The 21,295-nt window shown below is 70.4% G+C and carries 19 protein-coding genes; 7 read left to right on the top strand and 12 right to left on the bottom strand.

All coding sequences use genetic code 11. The features are described 5' to 3' along the window. Positions 1-87: 87 nt before the first annotated feature. Genes fdxA through ABZ906_RS00640 form a run of 3 tightly spaced genes read right to left on the bottom strand, consistent with a single transcriptional unit; the run spans position 88 to position 3,375 of the window. A complete protein-coding gene (gene fdxA, locus ABZ906_RS00630) occupies positions 88-411 on the bottom strand; it encodes a ferredoxin (protein WP_361200432.1) in 324 nt (107 codons plus the stop codon). Then, positions 408-1,481, bottom strand: a complete 1,074-nt coding sequence (locus tag ABZ906_RS00635) for a 2-oxoacid:ferredoxin oxidoreductase subunit beta (protein ID WP_361375723.1) — start codon at positions 1,479-1,481, stop codon at positions 408-410. The genes fdxA and ABZ906_RS00635 overlap by 4 nt, the downstream gene beginning before the upstream one ends. After that, entirely contained in the window at positions 1,471-3,375 is a 1,905-nt protein-coding gene (locus ABZ906_RS00640; protein WP_361375726.1) for a 2-oxoacid:acceptor oxidoreductase subunit alpha, read from the bottom strand. Before ABZ906_RS00640 ends, ABZ906_RS00635 begins: the two co-directional genes overlap by 11 nt. A gap of 232 nt (positions 3,376-3,607) precedes the next feature. Here ABZ906_RS00640 and ABZ906_RS00645 point away from each other — a divergent pair, with 232 nt between their 5' ends. After that, entirely contained in the window at positions 3,608-4,234 is a 627-nt protein-coding gene (locus ABZ906_RS00645) for an NADH oxidase (protein WP_361200424.1), read from the top strand. Here ABZ906_RS00645 and ABZ906_RS00650 read toward each other — a convergent pair. The 5 genes from ABZ906_RS00650 to ABZ906_RS00670 all read right to left on the bottom strand — a co-directional run bounded on the left by ABZ906_RS00650 (position 4,231) and on the right by ABZ906_RS00670 (position 9,910). Next, positions 4,231-4,839 carry a response regulator transcription factor gene (locus ABZ906_RS00650; protein WP_361200421.1) on the bottom strand — a complete coding sequence of 203 codons (609 nt, stop codon included), beginning with the start codon at positions 4,837-4,839 and terminating at the stop codon, positions 4,231-4,233. The two genes, ABZ906_RS00645 and ABZ906_RS00650, sit on opposite strands and share 4 nt — an antisense overlap. Positions 4,840-4,922: 83 nt before the next feature. Then, positions 4,923-6,041 (bottom strand): histidine kinase, encoded by a 1,119-nt coding sequence (locus ABZ906_RS00655; RefSeq protein WP_361200418.1) that lies wholly within the window; start codon positions 6,039-6,041, stop codon positions 4,923-4,925. Positions 6,042-6,329: 288 nt separating this feature from the next. Continuing rightward, positions 6,330-8,654 (bottom strand): TOMM precursor leader peptide-binding protein, encoded by a 2,325-nt coding sequence (locus ABZ906_RS00660; protein WP_361200415.1) that lies wholly within the window; start codon positions 8,652-8,654, stop codon positions 6,330-6,332. Further along, on the bottom strand, positions 8,651-8,893 hold the full coding sequence (locus tag ABZ906_RS00665) for a hypothetical protein (protein WP_361200412.1): 243 nt from the start codon (positions 8,891-8,893) through the stop codon (positions 8,651-8,653). Before ABZ906_RS00665 ends, ABZ906_RS00660 begins: the two co-directional genes overlap by 4 nt. A gap of 210 nt (positions 8,894-9,103) precedes the next feature. Then, positions 9,104-9,910, bottom strand: coding sequence for a VOC family protein (locus ABZ906_RS00670; RefSeq protein ID WP_361375729.1), 807 nt, complete (start codon positions 9,908-9,910; stop codon positions 9,104-9,106). 316 nt (positions 9,911-10,226) lie between these two features. On the opposite strand from ABZ906_RS00670, the gene ABZ906_RS00675 reads away from it, so the two are divergent. Further along, positions 10,227-11,081: a sulfurtransferase gene (locus ABZ906_RS00675; protein ID WP_361375732.1), complete on the top strand. Its 855-nt coding sequence runs from the start codon at positions 10,227-10,229 to the stop codon at positions 11,079-11,081. 68 nt (positions 11,082-11,149) lie between these two features. Here the strand turns inward: ABZ906_RS00675 and sepH are convergent, their stop codons facing one another. Continuing rightward, a complete protein-coding gene (gene sepH, locus ABZ906_RS00680) occupies positions 11,150-12,247 on the bottom strand; it encodes a septation protein SepH (RefSeq protein WP_361200404.1) in 1,098 nt (365 codons plus the stop codon). A 463-nt stretch (positions 12,248-12,710) separates the two neighbouring features. Here sepH and ABZ906_RS00685 point away from each other — a divergent pair, with 463 nt between their 5' ends. Next, positions 12,711-13,988, top strand: coding sequence for a hypothetical protein (locus tag ABZ906_RS00685; RefSeq protein ID WP_361375735.1), 1,278 nt, complete (start codon positions 12,711-12,713; stop codon positions 13,986-13,988). A gap of 15 nt (positions 13,989-14,003) precedes the next feature. Here ABZ906_RS00685 and ABZ906_RS00690 read toward each other — a convergent pair whose 3' ends face one another. Together ABZ906_RS00690 and ABZ906_RS00695 are read right to left on the bottom strand one after the other, a co-directional pair. Beyond that, on the bottom strand, positions 14,004-15,335 hold the full coding sequence (locus ABZ906_RS00690; RefSeq protein WP_361375738.1) for a D-arabinono-1,4-lactone oxidase: 1,332 nt from the start codon (positions 15,333-15,335) through the stop codon (positions 14,004-14,006). Next, entirely contained in the window at positions 15,283-16,539 is a 1,257-nt protein-coding gene (locus tag ABZ906_RS00695; RefSeq protein WP_361200395.1) for an MFS transporter, read from the bottom strand. The genes ABZ906_RS00690 and ABZ906_RS00695 overlap by 53 nt, the downstream gene beginning before the upstream one ends. A gap of 152 nt (positions 16,540-16,691) precedes the next feature. Here ABZ906_RS00695 and ABZ906_RS00700 point away from each other — a divergent pair, with 152 nt between their 5' ends. Continuing rightward, positions 16,692-17,819, top strand: a complete 1,128-nt coding sequence (locus tag ABZ906_RS00700) for a ferrochelatase (RefSeq protein ID WP_361375741.1) — start codon at positions 16,692-16,694, stop codon at positions 17,817-17,819. Between the two features lie 18 nt (positions 17,820-17,837). Beyond that, positions 17,838-18,653, top strand: coding sequence for an inositol monophosphatase family protein (locus ABZ906_RS00705; protein WP_361200479.1), 816 nt, complete (start codon positions 17,838-17,840; stop codon positions 18,651-18,653). A gap of 114 nt (positions 18,654-18,767) precedes the next feature. Here the strand turns inward: ABZ906_RS00705 and ABZ906_RS00710 are convergent, their stop codons facing one another. After that, a complete protein-coding gene (locus tag ABZ906_RS00710; RefSeq protein WP_361200389.1) occupies positions 18,768-18,941 on the bottom strand; it encodes a hypothetical protein in 174 nt (57 codons plus the stop codon). A 310-nt stretch (positions 18,942-19,251) separates the two neighbouring features. On the opposite strand from ABZ906_RS00710, the gene ABZ906_RS00715 reads away from it, so the two are divergent. Next, positions 19,252-19,905 (top strand): response regulator transcription factor, encoded by a 654-nt coding sequence (locus ABZ906_RS00715; protein WP_135331070.1) that lies wholly within the window; start codon positions 19,252-19,254, stop codon positions 19,903-19,905. Between the two features lie 6 nt (positions 19,906-19,911). Then, positions 19,912-21,144, top strand: coding sequence for a HAMP domain-containing sensor histidine kinase (locus ABZ906_RS00720; RefSeq protein WP_361200386.1), 1,233 nt, complete (start codon positions 19,912-19,914; stop codon positions 21,142-21,144). Positions 21,145-21,295 lie beyond the last annotated feature (151 nt).

The raw sequence follows: 21,295 nt of genomic DNA on the forward strand, positions 1-21,295 counted from the left end.
CCCACTGCACCACGTCGAGCGGCCCTTCCCCCGTGAACCATCGGGGTGAAGGGCCGCTCGCGTCGTCCAATGAGCCGTGCAGAGAGCTCAGTTGGTCTCCTTTACGGGCTCAGCGGCGACGACGGGGTGGTCGGCGGGCAGCGGGCCCGCGGCGCCGGCCCCACCGCTCACCTCGCCCGAGACGAAGATCTCCTGGTCGGCCGTGGCGTATCCGGCCCACTCCGACGGCATCGAGTCCTCGTAGAAGATGGCCTCGACCGGGCAGACGGGTTCACAGGCGCCGCAGTCCACGCATTCATCGGGGTTGATGTACATCTTGCGAGGACCCTCGTAGATGCAGTCGACGGGGCATTCGTCGACACAGGCCTTGTCCTTGAGGTCCACGCACGGCTGGGCGATGACGTAGGTCATGAGGAACTCTCCACGGTCCAGGTGTCGTTGCCGGCGAGGAGCGCGGCCAGGTCGCCCTTGCCGTTCTGTTCGATGGCGGTGTCGAGTTGGTCGGCCATGAGGGTGTCGTAGACGGGGCGTTGGACGTTGCGGAAGACGCCGATGGGGGTGTGGTGCAGGGTGTCGGGGTCGGCGAGGCGGGAGAGGGCGAACGCCGTGGTGGGCGAGGTGGAGTGCGCGTCGTGGAGCAGGATCTGCGACTCGGTCTCGGGCGTGACCGGGACGACCTTGAGGTCGCCGGTGGCGGGGTCCCGTACGACGCCCTTGGAGCCGAGTCCGTTTTCCATGGGGGCTCCGAAGCGGATGGGCTGCCCGTGCTCGAGGCGGATCACGGCTTCCTCGGCCTGCTGCTTGTCTTTCAGCACCTCGAAGGCGCCGTCGTTGAAGATGTTGCAGTTCTGGTAGATCTCGACCAGGGCGGTGCCGGGGTGTTCGGCGGCCTCGCGCAGTACCGAGGTGAGGTGCTTGCGGTCCGAGTCCACCGTCCGGGCGACGAAGGAGGCCTCGGCGCCGATGGCCAGCGAGACGGGGTTGAAGGGTGCGTCCAGGGAGCCCATCGGCGTCGATTTGGTGATCTTGCCGACCTCGGAGGTGGGGGAGTACTGGCCCTTGGTCAGCCCGTAGATCCGGTTGTTGAAGAGGAGGATCTTGAGGTTGACGTTGCGGCGCAGGGCGTGGATGAGGTGGTTGCCGCCGATGGACAGGGCGTCGCCGTCGCCGGTGACGACCCAGACGGACAGGTCGCGTCGCGATGAGGCCAGTCCGGTGGCGATGGCGGGGGCACGGCCGTGGATGGAGTGCATCCCGTAGGTGTTCATGTAGTACGGGAAGCGGCTGGAGCAGCCGATGCCGGAGACGAAGACGATGTTCTCCTTGGCCAGGCCGAGTTCGGGCATGAAGCCCTGCACGGCGGCCAGGACGGCGTAGTCCCCGCAGCCCGGGCACCACCGCACCTCCTGGTCCGACTTGAAGTCCTTGGCGGCCAGCCGCACATCGGACTTCGGAACGAGGGTGAGCGCCTCAGCGGGCATGGAGAGCCTCCTGGAGTACGGCGGCGAGCTGCTCGGCCTTGAACGGCATCCCGTTGACCTGGGTGTGCGAGACCACGTCGACCAGATATGTCCCGCGCAGGAGCAGCGCGAGCTGGCCCAGGTTCATCTCAGGGGCCACCACACGGTCGTACGAGCGCAGGACCTCGCCCAGATTGGACGGGAAGGGGTTGAGGTGGCGCAGGTGGGCCTGGGCGATCGCCTCGCCCGTACGGCGAAGCCGGCGTACCGCCGCGGTGATCGGCCCGTACGTCGAACCCCAGCCCAGGACGAGAGTGCGGGCCCTGCCTGAAGGGTCGTCAACTTCCAGGTCAGGTACGGCAATTCCGTCGATCTTGGCTTGGCGGGTGCGGACCATGAAGTCGTGGTTGGCCGGGTCGTAGGAGATGTTGCCGGTGCCGTCCTGCTTCTCGATCCCGCCGATCCGGTGCTCAAGACCCGGCGTGCCCGGGATCGCCCACGGGCGGGCCAGCGTCTGCGGGTCGCGCTTGTAGGGCCAGAACACCTCACTCCCGTCGTCCAGGACGTGGTTGGGCCCTTGCGGGAACTGCACCAGCATTTCGGGCAGTTCGTCGAGCTGGGGGATGCGCCACGGCTCGCTGCCGTTGGCCAGATAGCCGTCGGACAGCAGGAAGACCGGGGTGCGGTAGGTGACCGCGATCCAGGCCGCCTCCAGCGCCGCGTCGAAGCAGTCGGCCGGGGTCTTCGCGGCCACGATCGGCACCGGCGCCTCACCGTTGCGCCCGTACATCGCCTGCAGCAGATCGGCCTGCTCGGTCTTGGTCGGCAACCCGGTGCTCGGCCCGCCCCGCTGGATGTCCACGATCAGCAGCGGCAGCTCCAGCGACACCGCGAGCCCGATCGTCTCCGACTTCAGCGCCACACCGGGCCCGGAGTTGGAGGTGACGGCCAGCGACCCGCCGAACGCCGCACCCAGCGCGGCCCCGATCGCGGCGATCTCGTCCTCGGCCTGGAAGGTGCGCACCCCGAAATTCTTGTGCCGGGAGAGTTCGTGCAGGATGTCGGAGGCCGGAGTAATGGGATACGAGCCCAGGAACAGCGGCAGCCCGGTCTGCCGGCCCGCCGCGATCAGCCCGTACGACAGCGCAAGGTTCCCCGAGATATTGCGGTACCTGCCCGCCGGGAACGCGGCCGCCGCCTGGGCCACCTCGTAGGAGACCGCGAAATCCTCCGTCGTCTCCCCGAAATTCCAGCCCGCCCGGAACGCCGCGATGTTCGCCTCCGCGATATCGGGCTTCTTGGCGAACTTCGTCCGCAGAAAGCGCTCCGTGCCCTCGGTGGGCCGGTGATACATCCACGACAGCAGCCCCAGCACGAACATGTTCTTGCACCGGTCGGCGTCCTTGCGCGAAAGGCCGTGGGACTTCAGCGCCTCGACCGTGAGCGTCGTCAGCGGGACGGGATGGACCCGGTAGGCGTCAAGTCCGTTGTCCTCCAAGGGGTTTGACGCGTAGCCGACCTTCTGGAGTGCCCGCGAGGTGAACTCGTCGGTGTTGACGATGATCTCCGCGCCGCGCGGCACATCGGCGATGTTCGCCTTCAGCGCGGCCGGGTTCATCGCGACCAGGACGTTCGGCGCGTCGCCCGGCGTGAGGATGTCGTGGTCGGCGAAGTGCAGCTGGAAACTGGAGACTCCGAGCAGCGTCCCGGCGGGGGCGCGGATCTCGGCGGGGAAATTCGGCAGCGTCGACAGATCATTGCCGAAGGACGCCGTCTCGGAGGTGAACCGGTCGCCGGTGAGCTGCATGCCGTCACCCGAGTCACCCGCGAAGCGGATGATCACCCGGTTCAGACGACGGACCTCCTTGCTCCCGGCGGGTGGGGACTCGTTGCTCTCCACTGTATGAACGGCCACCGGCCGTCCCCCTTCCCATAGACGTGGACGCAGTGGGCTGACTGTCGCCGAACGTAGGGAGTGGTCCTTGCGACCGGGCTAAGCGGCAAGCGGACGGGTCAGATCCGGGACGGGCGGAAGCTGCCGATCACCTATGAGATCTTCATGTGCGAGCCATGAAACCGTGGCTGTCGGCGCGCTGCCGGGCTGCCGGATACTCGGTGGCCGACCACGCATCGGAAGGGAGCGCGCCATGCCGGAACCTCTCGGTCGGCAGCCGCTGCACCTGTGGTCGCTGAGCGAGGACGTCGTCGTGGAGACCACCGATGACGCGGTGGTACTCACGGGCCGGTTCGGCACGGAAGAGCTCATCGACCCCGACCCGATCGTCCGCGAGGCGCTGCGCCGCATGGAGCTGGGCCCCGTACTGCCCGCCAACGTCCGGGCGAACCCGGAGGGCAGCATCTGCCTGGTGCTCCTGCCCACGCTGAGCCGGATCTCCCACCTGACGGTGCGCACCCTGGGTCTCGACGACCTGAAGGGGCCGCTCCTGTCGGTGTCTCCCGAGTCCCGGCTCGCGACGTTCTCTCCCGACGAACTCGAGGCCGCGGACGAGATACGGCTGCCGCGGGACGTCAGGGTGACGCTGGACGCCGCGGGGGTCGCGCTGGAGTCGGCGGCCTCACTGCACCGGGTGGTGCTGCACCGCCCGGAGGCGGTCTGGGTGGTCGGCATGCTCGCCTGGCCCGTCACCCCGGACGCCGCCACCGAGGCCCTGCCGCTGCACCCCGAGGTGACGGACGGCATCCTGCGCTATCTGGTGGCGGCGGGCATGGCGAAGCCGGTGCATCCACCGGCCCCGGATGACGACAGGCCCTAGTACAACCACCCGGAGTCCCGGGCGATGCGGATCGCGTCGACGCGGTTGCGGGCGTTGAGCTTGGAGACGACCGTCGTCAGGTAGTTGCGGACCGTGCCGGTCGTCAGGTGCATCCGGGAGGCGATCTCGGGCGCCTCCGCCCCCTGCGAGGCCAGCTTGAGCACCTCGTTCTCCCGCTCCGTCAGCGGGTTCTCGGCGCCACCCCAGGCGGCGAGCGCCAGCTGCGCGTCGACGGCACGCTGGCCCGCGGCGACACGCCGCACCGCCTCCGCGAGCTCCTTGGGCGGGGCGTCCTTGAGGAGATAGCCGGACACATGCGCGGCCAGCGCCCGGCGCAGCGTGCCGGGGCGGCCCAGGCTGGTGAGAATGAGCGTGCGGCACTCCGGCATCCGCTCCCGCAGGTGGGTCGCGGCCGTCAGACCGTCGAGTCCCGGCAGGTCGATGTCGATGACCGCCACATCGGGCTTCGTCTCCAGGGCTTTGGCGACGATCTCGTCCCCCCGCTCGACTTCGGCCACCACATCGAGATCGGCTTCGAGATTGAGCAGCGCGACCAGCGCGCCGCGGACCATGTGCATGTCCTCAGCCAGCAGTATCCGAATCACGGCCCCCCCCGTAATCAGCGAATTCCGGCCGGATTCTATCAACTGGGTGGTCAGATCCGACTAAGCGGTAAAGCCCCGAGCGGTCAACTGCCGGGAAAAGATGGCCTGTCGGGCTGCTCCTGCTCGGCCGGGACCACGACCCGCAGGCGGAACCGGGTGCCGTCGACCCGCCCGGCCTTCACCTCTCCGCCGATCGCCCGTACCCGCGCCTCCAGGTTCATCAGGCCGCTGCCGCCGTGCAACGAGTGCTCGTGATGATCCGGGGCGGCTCCGTCGTTGGCGACCAACAGATGTACGTTGCCGTCGAGTTGGACGGCTTCGATGCTGCACGTGTCGGCCTTGCTGTGCCTCAGCACATTCGTCACGGCTTCCCTGAGGACCGCCGCGAGGACCGAGGACGTCTGCGTGGACACGCTGCCGAGCGAGACCCGTACCGTCGTGCCGATGTCGGCCGCGCTCAGCACCGAGCGGGCCGAACTGATCTCCTGTTCGAGGGACATGTCCTGAAACCCTCTGGCCACTCGACGCACATCCGCCAGCGCGTCGCGCGCGACGGACAGGACGTCCTGGACCTCCTCCCTGGCGCGCTGCGGATGCTGCGGTATGAGCCGGTGGATGAGCTCGCTCTTCAGCGTGATGGCGGAGAGGCTGAAGCCGAGCAGATCGTGCAAGTCCCTGGCGAAGCGCAGCCGTTCCTCGGTCACGGCCATGTGGGTCAGCTCGTCGCGGGCCGCGTGCACCTCCTTGACGAGCTCGCTCAACCGGGAGAGCCCGTAGGTGACCAGGCCGGTCAGAAGCGTCGACTGGCAGAGATACACGACGACGAGGACCGACCGGCCCTCCAGCGCGGCGGGCACCGAGAGGCTCGCCCCGACCACCCCGTACAGGCTCCAGCCGACGCGCGCCGGCAGCAGGAGAAGCAGCGACCCGGCGAGGAACCCCGCCATGGCGCCCCACTCGGCCTGGAAGACGAAGAACGGCAGGTAGGTCAGGAGTGCCTGCGCGGTCAGGGTGAGGCAGCGCTGCCACAGCGGCGCCCGGTTGGCACCGGGCGCCGAGTGTCTGAGCTGCAGGGCGAGAATGGCCGCGAGCGACGCCAGGGCGATGACCTGCTGATACCCGGCCATGTCCGCGCCCAGGAGGTTGAGCAGGGTGACGACGGTGTAGCTGAGCAGCGCCATCACCAGGATGACGTGGGCCACCCGGGGAGCAGGCAGGTCCCGGCTGCGTCTCTCCGGCGGTGGTGTCCCCGGCTCCCCGCCGGGTCTGTGGCGCTCCCCGCCGCCCCTGGCGCGCTCTCCGTTGCTTCTGTCAGCGATGTCTAACCGTGCTTGGTTGTCCACCGTTCGCGACCTCTTCTCGCAACTGTGCGCGTCTGTCTGCGGATGATATGTGAAGGCCATGACAACCGCGTAAGAGTCCGCATGAGTACTCAAAAGTCGCTTTACGAGGCGGAGTTCGCCGACAGAAGCTCCGGGCGAAGCGTCTGGTCACACGAAGAGCGGCACGGGGTTCAACGCTTCGTACGAGGTCGGCGCGGAGAGGCGGCCCAGGGCGACGGGCACGTCGAAGAGCCGTCCGGGAGCGAACCGTGCCCAGAAGTGACGCATTCCCGGCACCACTACCTTCACGACCGGAACCTCAAGGTCCGGCCTGCTCTGGTCGAGCACGAGGAGCTCCATCCCCCGGTCCCGTACCAGTGCGGTGATGGCCGACACGTCGTCGAGGAGATCGGCGCGGTGGACGTAGTCCCAGCTCTCCGGCTTCCGTGCGGGCAGCCGGCGATCGGGGCGCAGATAGGGCTGGTTGGCGATCGTGGCCCGGCGCCACCAGCCCAGCGGCTCGGGATCCGTGAGCGCGTAGCCGGTGCCGTCCGCCCGCGCGTCGCACACGGTGGGCAGCAGCTGGCCGAGCTCCGACAGGGCCCTGCGCATCGCCACCCGGGGGTCGAAGTGCGCCCCGAATCCGAAGATCACGTCCTCGGCGGGTTTGTCGGTGCGCCGGGACAGGGCGGCGAAGACCGGGATGCCCAGGTCCGAGGTGAGGTCGAGCACCCAGAGCTCGCGCCGCAGACGGGCGCAGGCCGTGCGGATGCGGTCGGCGTACGGCTCGGCGAACGCGTCGATGTCGACGGCCGGTTGCCGGGTGCGGTTGTACCACCACAGAGCCACCGCGTCCCGTTCGACCAGCTCCAGGAACCCCTGGACCAGGGCGTCCTCGCGGCTGCTGCCCGCCGCGTTGCCGTTGGAGTCGGCGTACAGGCCGTCCTCGGTCGGCTCGCCGTGGGTGAAGTAGAGCATCGAGGTGGGCAGCAGCCGCCGGGTACCCGAGGTCAGGGACCACACGGGCGTCCACTCCGTCGGCCGGTCGTCGGCGAAAGGCCTGGGCACGTACTGGAAGCTGGAGAACCGGGCGTTCCAGTGCTCCCGTTCGCGGAACTGCCGCTCGTCGTAGAGCTGGCAGGCATACGGGTGCACGGCCTCGGCGCCCAGAGCCCGGTAGGTGTCGCGCACCACCGGCTCATCGCCGTGCCGGGTCCCGCTGTAGCGCTCCACGGCCTCGCACAGGGCGCTGACCCTGGCTTCCGTCTCGGTGAGCCCCTTTCCGCCGCTCAGCGCGCGCAGCCCGGCCCGCAGCCCGCCGAGGGTGTGTGCGCTCATCGCTAGATTGGGCCCGGAGATACAGGAGTTGAGCCCCTCCGGAGTGCGGGGCGCGCGGCGGATCTCCTTGACGATCCCGGTCACCGGGTCGATGAGGTGACCGTGCCTGGCCAGCATCTGCTCGGGGGTCAGCGCGCGGTGCCCGCCGCCCGCCGCCGTGGACGCCTTGGGCCGCGTGACGGGCACGAAGGGCCGCTCGACCCACGCGGCCACGGTGCCCGGATCGCCGCAGACGGGACACTGCGTGCGCCGGTCGACGCGGTGGCTGCGGCCCCGCATCCGGAGGGTGTCCCAGGTGTGGAGCTGCCCCTGGGAGTCGTCCCGTACCCCGGCGAGCCACTTCGCCGCCTCCAGGACGGCCAGGTTCAGGGCGACGGCACGGCCCGCGTGGAGCGAGGCGGCGGGTCTGGCCGGCGGTCCCTCGATGCCCAGCGCCCGCCGCACAGGGCCCTCGGCGCGCCGGTGCCCGGAGAGCCGGGAGCCCAGGCAGGTCCAGCAGGGCCCGCCGTCCGGCCGGAAGACCGGGCCGATCCAGGGCTCGGCGCCACAGGCCCTGGCGATCAGCCACGGTGTGCCCTGGGCGCGGTGCGCGGTGTCCAGGTCGCGCAGGCGCGGCGCAAGGTAGTCGTCGCACAGTACGAGAGTGAGGTCCGCGGCGCCGCCCTCGGGAGCGAGGGCGATGCCGGAGGCCCGGCAGGCCGCGCGGACCGCTTCGGGATCGATGTCGTCGAGCACCTCGACGCGCAGCGACGCCCGCCGCAGCCGGGCCGCCGCCGCCCCGCCGTCGAGTCCGGCCAGATCCCAGTAGGCCTCGGCCGCGGCGCGTGCCGTGCCGCCCGCCGGAGCGGACGGCACGGCACGAGGGTGCAGGCGCAGCAGGCCGGCCGTCGTGAGATCGTCGAGCGACCGCATGACGGACTCGGAGTCGAGTCCCGGTGCGGCGTCGCGCACGACGCCTTCCAGGTCGCGGGTGCCGTCGAGCAACGGCACCAGAAGTTCGGCGTGTTCGCCGCGCAGAGCGGTCACGCCGAGCCGCGACACCAGATACGTGGCTTCTCCCGGTACGACGACCGGGCGCAGATGAAGCTTGAATCCGACGGCCGTCCGTTCGCTCCCCAGCGACGGACCGGCCTGCCACCCCCCGGTGAGAGTCATGCCGTGAGCCACCCGCGCACTTCTGGCAGCCGGTTCTCGGCCGGCTCGGTGCCGGGCGCCTCGGGAGCGGGGGTCTTGGGAGCGGGCGGTTCGGCGATGGTGCAGATGGAGGCCAGGGCGACGCCCGGACCCAGCGCGTCGCTCAGGTTCTCGATCACCAGGCGCGGACGTTGCGTCCTGGTGCGCGGTGCGGAGGTCTGCTGTACGGGCTCGAAACGGTGCTGCATGACAAGGGTCATGAACGTATTGCCCTTTCGTGCCGATCCGGACTTGCTCTGTGGCACGTCATACTCGTGTGCGACAAAGGCCGGAAACAGTGGCCCTCTCACGGTCGGGGCGTGAAGTTCTCACAGTGAGATTCTGGCCAGCACGTGGCGTCAAATACCCCTTGCCGGAACGCGGGATGCCCGGGACCCGACGCCGTGATCCGCCCGCGTGATCCGACGCCGTCAGGAACTCGACCGTACGAGCGTGAAGACCGCGCCCTCCGGGTCGGCGACCGTGGCCATCCGCCCGTGGGCGCTCGCGCGCGCGGGCTTGACGAGACGGCCGCCGAGTTCGATGACGCGCTCCACCGACTTGTCCACGTCGGCCACTTCGAAGTGCGTCATCCAGTGCGCGCCCCGGTCCCGCGGCAGGGCCTGGCCCACGCCGTGGATCGAGGCCACGGGACGGCCTTCGACCTGGAGCGTCACATGGTCGAAGTCGGGTGTGACGGGCGCCTCTTCGGTATATCCGAAGACCGCTTGGTAGAACTTCACGACGCCCGCCGTCTCGGGCGTCACCAGCTCGTTCCAGGCGACCGCTCCCGGCTCGCCGACCAGTGCGGCGCCCGCGTGCTCCGCCGCCTGCCAGATCCCGAACACCGCGCCCGCGGGGTCCACCGCGATGGCCATCCGTCCGGCCGCCCCCGCGTCCAGCGGGCCGACGCCGATCGTGCCGCAGCAGTGCCGCACGGCCTCGGCCGTCGCGTCCACGTCGTCCGACGCCAGGTACGGCGTCCAGGCGATCGGCAGATGGTGATCGGGCGGCAGCTGGCCGATCCCGGCGACCTCATGGCCGTCGAGCAGCGCCCGTACGTAGGGCCCGAGCTGCTCGGGGCCCGGCCGGAACTCCCAGCCGAACAGCGCTCTGTAGAACTCCTGGGTCGCGGCCAGGCCGTGCGCCATCAGGCTCACCCAGGTGGGTGTGCCGGGCGCGCGGCGGACGGCCTCCGAGCCGTCACGCCGACCCGTCGACCCCCATGCCTCCGTCATCGTCACTCTCTCCTCGGCCCGTCATGGTGGCCGCTCGGCTTCCGCTTTCGAACACGCGTGCCTATTGCGCGTCTTCGCCCGTGCAGATGCTTGCACCACCGGTGGCGCCGCGCGCTTCGGCCGCGCCGCGTTCCCGCGCCCCGCTCGGAGGATGCCCGGTTTGCCGTTTCTCATCCGTTAACGCGCGGTTGCTCAGTGGTGTCTTTCGGCAGTACACGGCGTACTTGATTCCCTACGCCGCGTGTTCGGTCGTCTCCGGCGGAGCAGGGTAGCCGGACTTGACCGACGCGGCCACCCCGTGCGCAAGGATGGGGCCATGAATGCCATCATCTCCGCATCCGAACTCGCGAGCGACTCGGCGGGCGAGAACCCGCCGGTGCTCCTGGACATCCGCTGGCAGCTGAGCACCGCGAAGGCGGCGGGCGCCGCCGCCTTCGACGGGCGGGCCGAGTACGAGAAGGGGCACATCCCGGGCGCCGTCTTCGTCGATCTGGACGCAGACCTGGCAGGGCGTGCGGGCCCGGAGGGCCGGCATCCGCTGCCGGACGTCGAGCACTTCGGCGCGGTGATGCGGGCCGCCGGGGTCGACGCCGACCGGGACGTGGTCGTATACGACGGCGGCCAGGGCTGGGCCGCCGCACGCGCCTGGTGGCTGTTGCGCTGGACGGGGCATCCCTCGGTGCGCGTGCTTGACGGCGGGCTCGCCGCGTGGGGCGGTCCGCTGGAGACGGGGGACGAGCGCCCGGCGGCCGGGGGTTCGTTCGCCCCCGAGCCGAACACGAAGGACCTCCTCGACGCCGACGCGGCGGCGGCCCTGGCCCGCTCCGGTCTGCTCCTGGACGCCCGCGCCGCCGAGCGCTACCGCGGTGACGTCGAGCCGATCGACCGCGTCGGCGGCCACATCCCGGGTGCGGTCTCCGCGCCGACCACCGAGAACGTCACGGACGACGGCACCTTCAGGCCGGCGGCCGATCTCGCGGACCGCTTCAACTCCCTGGGCGCGTCGGACACTTCCGAGGTCGGCGTCTACTGCGGCTCCGGTGTGTCCGGCGCCCATGAGGTGCTCGCGCTCGCGGTGGCGGGGATTCCGGCGTCGCTGTACGTCGGCTCCTGGTCCCAGTGGTCCTCGGACGAGTCCCGTCCGGTGGCCAAGGGGCCGGATCCGCAGTAGCGGGCGGCACATACGTCGTCGGGCCCCGCATCTGAACGATGCGGGGCCCGACGACGTACAAGAAGGTGCTACTCCTGCTTCTTGCGGCGCGTGCCGAAGACGATCTCGTCCCAGCTGGGCACCGCGGCACGCCGTCCGGGCCGGACGCCGTCGGCCTCCGCCTGGCGGTCGGTGGTGCCGACGAGGCGGTCGCGGTGGCTGGCCACCGAGCGCGGCATCAGAACGTCCGCGTACGCGGCACCCGCCCCGGCCGCGGCAGGGGGCTCCTCGGCCTCCGGGTCCTGCTCGGGCTCCTCCGCGGGCGGAAGGTCCGTGGTCGGCAGCGCGGGGCGCTCCGGCACGATCATGTCGCCGCGGAAGCTCGGCACCGCCTCCAGGAGGCTGGTGAGCGAGTCACGCTCCGACTCCGAGACGGCCGCGGTCGCCGCCGTGCCCTCCTCGGCCGGCTCCGGTGGCGGCGGCGCGGTCGGGCGCTCCAGCTGCCGGTCAAGGGCGCGGTCGAGCGGCCGCTCGAGGGAGGGCTGGGAGGGCCTGTCCCTGGGCAGCCGGGCGATGCGCGGCACGAACGGGAAGCTCGGCTCGGGCGCGGCGATGTCGTCCGTCTCGCCGATCAGCGAGCGCGCCTCGTCGTCCACGGCCTGGACGAGCCGCCGCGGCGGGTCGTACGTCCAGCTCGCGGAGTGCGGTTCGGTCGCGACGCGGTAGACGAGCAGGACTTCCCAGGTGCCGTCGTCACGGCGCCAGGAGTCCCACTGCACGGACTCCTTGTCGGCGCCGCGCAGGAGCAGGCGCTCCGACACGGCCTCGCCGAGCTGGGGTCCGGTGTTCTCGCCGGGACGGCGCACGGGGGTCTTCCGGGCCCGCTCGGCCATGAAGGCGCGCTCGGCGAGCACGGGTCCTTCGAAGCGGCGGACGCGATCGACGGGGATTCCGGCGAGCGAGGCGACTTCCTCCGCGCTGGCACCGGCACGTATACGCGCCTGGATGTCGCGCGGGCGGAGGTGGCTCTCCACCTCGATCTCGATCTGGCCGAGACGCGGACGGTCACCGCGCACGGCGGCGCGCAGACGCTCATCGATCGGAAGCGTGTACTCCGTGCTGTCCGCAGCCTTCAGCACCAGCCGTGTGCCGTCGTTGCTGACGGCCACGACACGCAGTTCGGGCATGGGGACCTCCCGGGTGGTGCCTGCCGACGTCACGTGCGTCGCTGCTTCCGCTAGTCGAGTGTGGCCTGCCCGGGTGCAGCCTGCCACAACCTTGCCGAGTTGCCCGGCGTGTCGGGCATGGGCCCTAGGTCGCCGTTATGGCACGGTTACCTCTTCGCAACTCTCAGTGACCACTTTGGTCACCCTGTGCAGCGAGCCCCCTCCCGGCAGGTCCTGGAAGGCTCCGGGCACCCAGGTGGGAGACCGGACCCAGGGCTCGCAACAGTACTCCATTCGGGCCACGCGGGTGGTCCGCCGCGCCGCTGAAGTTCTCGCGGGGGGCGGGAGTTGGCGCCCGGAGATACCCGGGCAGGGTGGCGCGGTAGTGGCGCACTTCACGGAATCTGCAGAAACGGAACTATCCACTTCACCCATACGTCCCTTTCTCGGACAGGTGGTCGCGAAAGGCAGGCAAGGGTCGGAGATGCGTGAAAAGCCGGATTCCGGCAGGGAGTCGAAGGACGAGGCGACGGACCAGGAGGAGACGAGCGGAAAGCGGCGCCTCGATCTGAGTGTGCCGCAGGTGGCGGGAAGCGCGGTGGCCGCTGTCGTCGCGGCGAAGCTGGCGTCGAGCTTCGGCGTCTACGGCACGATCCTCGGCGCCGGTGTGGTCAGCGCCGTCGCGACCTGCGGCGGCACGCTCTTCCAGCACTTCTTCCGCCGCACGGGCGAGCAGATACGTGACGTCACCGTGCAGGCCAAGCCCAGGGCGCGGCAGGTCCCGCTGACCGACGGCTCGGGTGCACCGGTGGCGCAGACGTTCCGGTCGTCGGCGTATACGGACGCGACGGCTCACGCCGGGCCGGGGCCGGTGACGACGACATGGGGGAGAGCGGTCGAACCCGACGCCACCTCGGTGCTGCCCGCCGCGGGTGCGGCGGAGCACACGACGGTGCTGCGCGTGGCGGACGCCGACGCGGACCGCACGACGCTGCTCCCGGTCGCGGACGCGGACGCGGACCGCACGACGCTGCTCCCCGTGACGGGCACCGGCGCCGACGCCGAGAAGACGCAGCTGCTGGGATCGGTCGACGCCACACGGCCGGTGCCACGGGACGACGCCACGCGGGTGCTGCGGCAGGCTGATCCGGCCGGGTCGGCCGTCGCGATGGAGCCGCTCGAACCGCCACTGCCGTCGGACGAGCTCACCGAGGGCGAGTTCACCGAAGGCATCACGCATCGCACACGGACCCGGAGCTGGAAGCGCCCGGTGCTCGCGGCCGCGGTGGTCTTCGGTGTGGCCATGGCCGGCATCACGACGTACGAGATCGTCTCCGGCGAGGACTTCAGCGGGGGCAACGGCACCACGATCAGCAACAGCTTCACGGGCCGCAACAGCTCGCCGGACCGGCCCTCCACCCCGTCGACCGACCCCTCCGAGCAGCCGTCCGACGGGGGTTCCACGGGCACCGACGACGGTTCGCAGCAGGGCGGCGACGCGTCGAAGGACCCGGAGGGGACGAACTCGCAGTCGCCCGACAACGGCAACGACTCCGGCTCGGACTCCGGTTCGAAGGGTGAGACCGACCAGGACAACGACTCCGGCACGGACTCCGGGGACGACGACGGCTCGAAGACGGATCCCACTCCTACGCCGACTCCCACCCCGACCCCGTCGCAGACCCCGTCGCAGACCCCGTCGAAGGGCGGCGACACCGGCAGCGGAGGCGACGCACAGCGAGGAGAGACCGCCACTCCCTAGACGCGGCGGCCCGGCTCAGTCGCCCAGGACGCGGCGCAAGTAGTCGTTGCCGAACAGGCGGTCCGGGTCCAGGCGGTCGCGCAGGGCCGTGAACTCGGCGAAGCGCGGATAGGCCTGCGCGAAGTAGCCGGCGTCACGGGTGTGGATCTTGCCCCAGTGGGGACGGCCCTCGTGCGCGGTGAAGATGCGCTCGGCGGCGGTGAAGTACGCCTGGTAGGGCGTGCCCCGGTACATGTGGACGGCGATGTACGCGCTCTCCCGGCCCGAGGCCGTGGAGAGCGTGATGTCGTCCGCGGGGGCCGTACGGACCTCCACGGGGAAGCTGATCCGCAGATTCGAGCGCTCCACCATCGTCTTCAGCTCGCGCAAGGTCTCCACGAGGGCCTCGCGCGGGACGGCGTACTCCATCTCCATGAAGCGCACGCGGCGCGGGCTTGTGAAGACCTTGTAGGGAATGTCCGTGTAGGTGCGGGCGGACAGGGCCTTGCTGGAGATCTTGGCGATGCCGGGGACGGTCGCGGGGACGGCCCTGCCGATCGTGTTGACCACCTGGAAGAGGCCGTTGGAGAGAATTTCGTCCTCTACGAAGGCGCTGACCCGGCCGGGAGGCGCCGCGGGACCGGCGCTGCGGTTGTTGCGTTTGGTGTTGCAGTTGCCGGTGTGCGGGAACCAGTAGAACTCGAAGTGCTCGTTCTCGGCGTAGAGCGCGTCGAACTCACGGGTGACCTTGTCGAAGGTCATCGGTTCCTCACGGGCGGTGAGGAAGAACACGGGCTCCACGGCGAAGGTGATCGCGCTGATCACGCCGAGTGCGCCGAGGCCGATCCGGGCCGCCGCGAATACCTCGGAGTTCTCCTTCTCCGAGCAGGTCAGGACCGTGCCGTCCGCGGTGACCAGTTCAAGTGCCCTGATCTGGGCGGAGATCGACGCCGAGTCGCGGCCGGTGCCGTGCGTCCCCGTGCTGGTCGCGCCGGAGACCGTCTGCTCCATGATGTCGCCCATGTTCGTGAGCGACAGGCCCTCGCGGGCGAGCGCCGCGTTCAGGCGCTTGAGCGGAGTGCCCGCTTCCACGGTGACGGTGCCGGCCTCGCGGTCGATCCTGCGGATGCCGGTGAGCAGGTCGGGGCGTATCAGGAGGCCGCTGGTCGCCGCGGTCGCCGTGAAGGAGTGGCCGGTGCCGACCGGCTTCACCTTGAGGCCGTCCTCCCTGGCCCGGCGCATCGCGGTCCGCAGCTCCTCGACCGACGCGGGAGTGACCTCCCCGGCCGGGCGGACGCTGACGTTGCCCGCCCAGTTACGCCACGCTGCTGTGCTCTTCCCGCTGCCCGTGCCCGTTGCCGTGCTCATGGGTCGTCGTCCCTCCCCGTTGCGGAACCGGCTTCTTCAGCCGGCGGTACCCCAGGAATCCGACCGTCACCGCGACGGCTCCCGAGAGTCCGGGGACCGCGTACCCGGCGTCCGATCCGGCCGCGTCGATGACCCAGCCGGCCGCGGAGGAGCCGAGCGCGACGCCGACCGCGAGTCCGGTGCTCACCCAGGTCATGCCCTCGGTCAGCTTCGCGCGTGGTACGTGCTGTTCGACGAGGGCCATCGTCGTGATCATGGTCGGTGCGATGGAGAGGCCCGCGATGAACAACGCCACGGCCAGAAACGGAAGGTTCCCGACCAACTGAAGCGGGATCATACTCACGGCCATCGCGCAGACACCCAGCAGCCACCTCGGCGCGGGAGCGCCTTTGAAGTGCATGAGCCCGAAGGCCGCCCCCGCCACGCAGGAGCCCAGCGCGTACACCGCGAGCACCAGGCTCGCCGCCGCCTTGTGGCCCTGGTCCTCGGCGTACGCGACGGTCACCACGTCGATGGACCCGAAGATGGCGCCCGTCGCGGCGAACGTCAGGACCAGGACCTGGAGTCCGCCGGAGCGCAACGCCGAGCCCTTGGTGTGGTGTTCGCGGCCGTGCGGCACGGGCTCGGTGGCCCGCTGCGACGTCAGCCAGAAGACGCCCGTCGCGAGGAAGACCCCGGCCATGAGCGGCCCGGCCTCGGGGAACCACACCGTGGAGAGCCCGATCGAGAGGATCGGCCCGAAGATGAAGCAGATCTCGTCCACCACGGACTCGAAGGAGTACGCGGTGTGCAGCTGCGGGGTGTCCCGGTAGAGGACCGCCCAGCGCGCCCTGATCATCGAGCCCACGCTCGGTACACAGCCGACGAGCGCGGCGAAAGCGAAGAGCGTCCAGTCGGGGAGCTCGTACTTCGCGCAGAGCAGGAGCCCGGTGACCGCGGCCAGGGAGGCCAGGGTCGCAGGCCGCAGCACCCGGCGCTGGCCGTACAGGTCCACCAGGCGCGAGATCTGCGGGCCGATCGCGGCGGCGGAGAGCGCGACGGTCGCCGACAGCGCGCCCGCGAGGCCGTACCGCCCGGTGAGCTGGGACACCATCGTCACGATGCCGATGCCCATCATCGAGATCGGCATCCGGCCGAGGAAGCCCGCCGTCGAGAACCCCTTGGTGCCGGGGGCGGCGAAAATGGCGCGGTAGGGGCTGGGCACGTGGACTCCGCTGAGGCGCCGGGGCGGCTCCGCGGGGACTGTACGGAGGCGATCCGGTAAGGCGTAAAGATGGCTTATACAGATTACGGCTCCGACAGGCCGGGCCGCACCGTGATTTTCGGCTGTCAGTGCCGAATGGCAGGATCGGATACATGTCCGATGCTCTCGATGCCTCTCCCTATGACGCCCTGCTGCTGCTCTCGTTCGGCGGCCCAGAAGGCCCCGACGACGTGGTCCCGTTCCTGGAGAACGTGACGCGGGGCCGCGGCATCCCCAAGGAGCGGCTCAAGGAAGTGGGGCAGCACTACTTCCTGTTCGGCGGGGTCAGCCCGATCAACGACCAGAACCGCGCCCTGCTCGACGCCCTGCGCAAGGACTTCGCGGCGCACGGCCTCGACCTGCCGGTCTACTGGGGCAACCGCAACTGGGCGCCCTACCTCACCGACACCCTGCGCGACATCGTCCGGGACGGCCACCGCCGCGTGCTCGTCCTCGCCACCAGCGCGTACGCGTCGTACTCGGGCTGCCGTCAGTACAGGGAGAACCTGGCGGAGTCCCTCGCCGTGCTCGCCTCGGAGGGTCTCGACGTGCCGCGCGTCGACAAGCTGCGGCACTACTTCAACCACCCCGGCTTCGTCGGCCCCATGATCGACGGGGTCCTGAAGTCCCTCGCCGACCTCCCCGGCGACGTCCGCGAAGGGGCGCACCTCGCCTTCACGACGCACTCCATCCCGACGGCGGCCGCCGACACCTCGGGGCGCGTCGAGGACCACGGGGACGGCGGCGCGTACGTCGAGGAGCACCTGGACGTGGCCCGGCTGATCGCCGACGCGGTGCGCGAGGAGACCGGTATCGAGCACCCCTGGCAGCTCGTCTACCAGTCGCGCAGCGGCGCCCCGAGCACTCCGTGGCTGGAGCCGGACATCTGTGACCACCTGGAGGAGCGGCAGGCCGCCGGGGCGCCCGCGCTGGTGATGATCCCCATCGGCTTCGTCTCCGACCACATGGAAGTCCTGTACGACCTCGACACCGAGGCCGAGGCGAAGGCCGCGGAGCTCGGCCTGCCGGTCCGCCGCTCGGCCACCGTGGGCGCCGACCCGCGGTTCGCCGCCGCGGTGCGTGACCTCGTCCTGGAGCGCGCCGGCAAGGAGAGCGGACGCCCGGTCACGCCCTGCGCCCTGGGCGCGCTCGGCGCGAGCCACGACCTGTGCCCGGTGGGCTGCTGCCCCTCGCGCGTCACCAAGCCCGCGGCCGCGGGCGCCGACAGCCCGTACGCGTAAGGAACCGCCGTGACCGATGTGACCGACCCGATCAACCTGACCGCTCTCAAGGCCGAACTCCTCGGCGTCGCCCTGGAGGCCGCGCAGCGCGCCGGGGCCTTCCTGCGCGACGGCCGCCCGGAGGACCTGGGTGTGGCCGCCACGAAGACCAGCGCGGTCGACGTCGTCACCGAGATGGACATCGCCTCCGAGAAGCTGATCACCGACTTCCTCGCCGAGCGCAGGCCGGACGACGGCGTGCTCGGCGAGGAGGGCGCGAGCTCCGAGGGCAGCAGCGGCGTCCAGTGGGTGATCGACCCGATCGACGGCACTGTCAACTACCTCTACGGCCGCCCCGACTGGTCCGTGTCCATCGCGGCCCGCAAGGACGGCGAGACGCTCGTCGGCGTGGTGCACGCCCCGATGCGCGGCGAGATCTGCCGCGCGGTCCTGGGGGAGGGAGCGTTCGTCAACGACAAGCCCGCGCATGTGCGCCCCGCACCCCCGTTCGAACAGGCCCTCATCGGCACCGGCTTCGGGTACGTCGCCCAGCGCCGCGTCCGCCAGGCCGAAGTGGCCCGACAGCTGATCCCCCTGGTCAGGGACATTCGCCGGGGCGGCTCCGCGGCGATAGACCTGTGCGACGTCGCGCTCGGCCGCCTGGACGCGTACTACGAGCGCGGCCTGAACCCCTGGGACTTCGCCGCGGGTGACCTCGTCGCCAGGGAGGCGGGCGCACTGACCGGCGGACGCCCCGGGCAGGCCCTTTCGGGCGAGCTGACCGTCGCGGCCCCGCCCGGCCTGTTCGAGGATCTGCAGGGCCGCCTGGAAGACCTCGGCGCCTGGCACGACTGACCGGGCCGCGCGCCCGTACGCAGAAGGGCCCCGCATCCTGCTCGGATGCGGGGCCCTTCTGCGTCCTCTGACGAAGAGACGACGTGACGACGAGATGACGTGACGACGAACGGATCAGGCGTGCAGCACGCCGACCTCCACCCCGTGCTCGGCGGCCAGGCGGTGGAGATCTTCGAGTTCGCCCTGCTCGACCTCGGCAAGGAAGTCGTCGCCCGTCTCACGGGCCTTCGTGAGGTCGGACTCCGTGGCCTTTATGCGCTGCAGCAGTCCTGCGGTGAAAGCGTCCATGGTTGCGCCCCCTCGGCTGGGTCGTGGGTCGATGGCACGGGGGTGTGCCCTCAAGGAAGGGGCGATCACGTCCCGCGCCAGTCCGCCCTGGAGAAAGCGGGTTGTGGCGCGCCACATACAAAGCGTGATCGCGGGGTGTGGAGTCGTCCTCCCCTGGCTCCCTCCGACGGAAACCTCAACCATCGGAGAAAATCCCGCATTCCCCGGCCGGGTCACCGCCTTACAGCCGGTTTATGACCGAAAGGGGCAGGATGGAGGCCACACCCCACGAACAGACCTGCCCGCAGGGGCACAGAGGAAGGACAGCGCCGTGCGTGTACTCGTCGTCGAGGACGAGCAACTGCTCGCCGATGCGGTGGCCACCGGACTGCGCCGGGAGGCCATGGCCGTCGACGTCGTGTACGACGGAGCGGCCGCCCTGGAGCGCATCGGGGTCAATGACTACGACGTCGTGGTGCTCGACCGGGACCTCCCGCTCGTGCACGGGGACGACGTCTGCCGCAAGATCGTCGAGCTCGGCATGCCGACCCGCGTCCTGATGCTCACCGCGTCGGGCGACGTCAGCGACCGCGTCGAGGGCCTGGAGATCGGCGCCGACGACTATCTCCCCAAGCCGTTCGCGTTCAGCGAGCTCACGGCACGCGTGCGTGCCCTGGGACGGCGTACGAGCGTGCCGCTGCCCCCCGTCCTGGAGCGCGCCGGGATCAAGCTCGACCCGAACCGCCGCGAGATCTTCCGCGACGGCAAGGAGATCCAGCTCGCCCCCAAGGAGTTCGCCGTCCTCGAAGTGCTGCTGCGCAGCGAGGGCGCCGTCGTCTCCGCCGAACAGCTCCTCGAAAAGGCCTGGGACGAGAACACCGACCCGTTCACGAACGTGGTCCGGGTGACCGTCATGACCCTGCGGAGGAAACTCGGCGAGCCCGCCGTCATCGTGACGGTGCCCGGCTCCGGCTACCGGATCTGATCCCCGGTGGCCGCGACCCCGGCGCCACCAGCAGCGCCTCCGAAACCCACCTGGGACCCCAGGAAGGCCGAACCGCCCTTCCCGTGGCTGCGCCCCACCATCCGTATACGCCTCACGCTGCTGTACGGCGGCATGTTCCTGATCGCGGGCATTCTGCTGCTCTCGATCATCTATCTGCTCGCCGCGCAGGCCCTGCATGTGGGCACCGACCTGCCGTTCAAGATCGTCTCCGGCCAGGTGGCGAGCGACGCCTGCAACTTCCCGAGCTCACCGTCGGCCGGCGAGCTCAACAACGCCATGAACGCCTGCGTCAACGAACAGCGCCAGGACGCTCTGGACAACCTCCTGAGCCGATCGCTGCTCGCCCTCCTGGGGCTCGCGGTGATCGCCTTCGCCTTCGGTTACGCGATGGCGGGCCGCGTCCTCTCGCCGCTCGGCCGCATCACGCGCACCGCGCGCAGGGTGGCCGGCACGGACCTGTCGCGGCGCATCGAACTGGACGGACCCGACGACGAGTTGAAGGAGCTCTCGGACACCTTCGACGAGATGCTCGACCGCCTGGAGCGGGCCTTCACCGCCCAGCAGCGCTTCGTCGGCAACGCCTCGCACGAGCTGCGCACCCCGCTGGCGATCAACCGCACGCTGCTCGAGGTGCAGCTCTCCGATCCGGGGGCGCCGCCCGAGCTCCATCAGCTCGGCAAGACGCTCCTGGCCACGAACGAACGCAGCGAGCAGCTCGTGGAGGGCCTGCTGCTGCTCGCCCGCAGCGACAACCAGATCGTGGAGCGCAAACCGGTCGACCTCGCCGAGGTCGCCGACCGCGCCGTCGACCAGGTGCGCTCGGAGGCGGACGCGAAGGGCGTGGAGATCCGCTCGGAGACCGGTGCGGCCGTCGTCCAGGGCAACGGCGTGCTCCTCGAACGGATCGCCCTGAACCTCGTCCAGAACGCCGTCAGGTACAACGTGCCGGACGAGGGATGGGTCGAGGTCACCACGGAGGCCCAGCACGGCCAGGCGGTCCTCGTGGTGTCGAACACGGGCCCCGTGGTGCCCGCGTACGAGATCGACAACCTCTTCGAGCCGTTCAGGCGGCTGCGGACCGAGCGGACGGGCAGCGACAAGGGCGTCGGACTCGGCCTGTCGATCGCCCGGTCGGTGGCACGGGCCCACGGGGGCCGTATCATCGCGGAGCCGCGCGAGGGGGGAGGGCTCGTGATGCGAGTCACCCTTCCTCTCTGAGATGCTGCCGCGGACGCGCCGAGGTGTTCGCTTTGCGCGGAATTTTCTGGACCTGATCCTGGAGATTTCGTGTGCGATCGATCACAGGCGCGAATTTTCGGCCATCTACTCTCCGTGATCGTGAAAGTCGTCGGAAAGCCGGGAAAATCCG

Origin of the sequence: Streptomyces sp. NPDC046925, from assembly GCF_040644915.1 — a bacterium.
Lineage (GTDB): Bacteria > Actinomycetota > Actinomycetes > Streptomycetales > Streptomycetaceae > Streptomyces.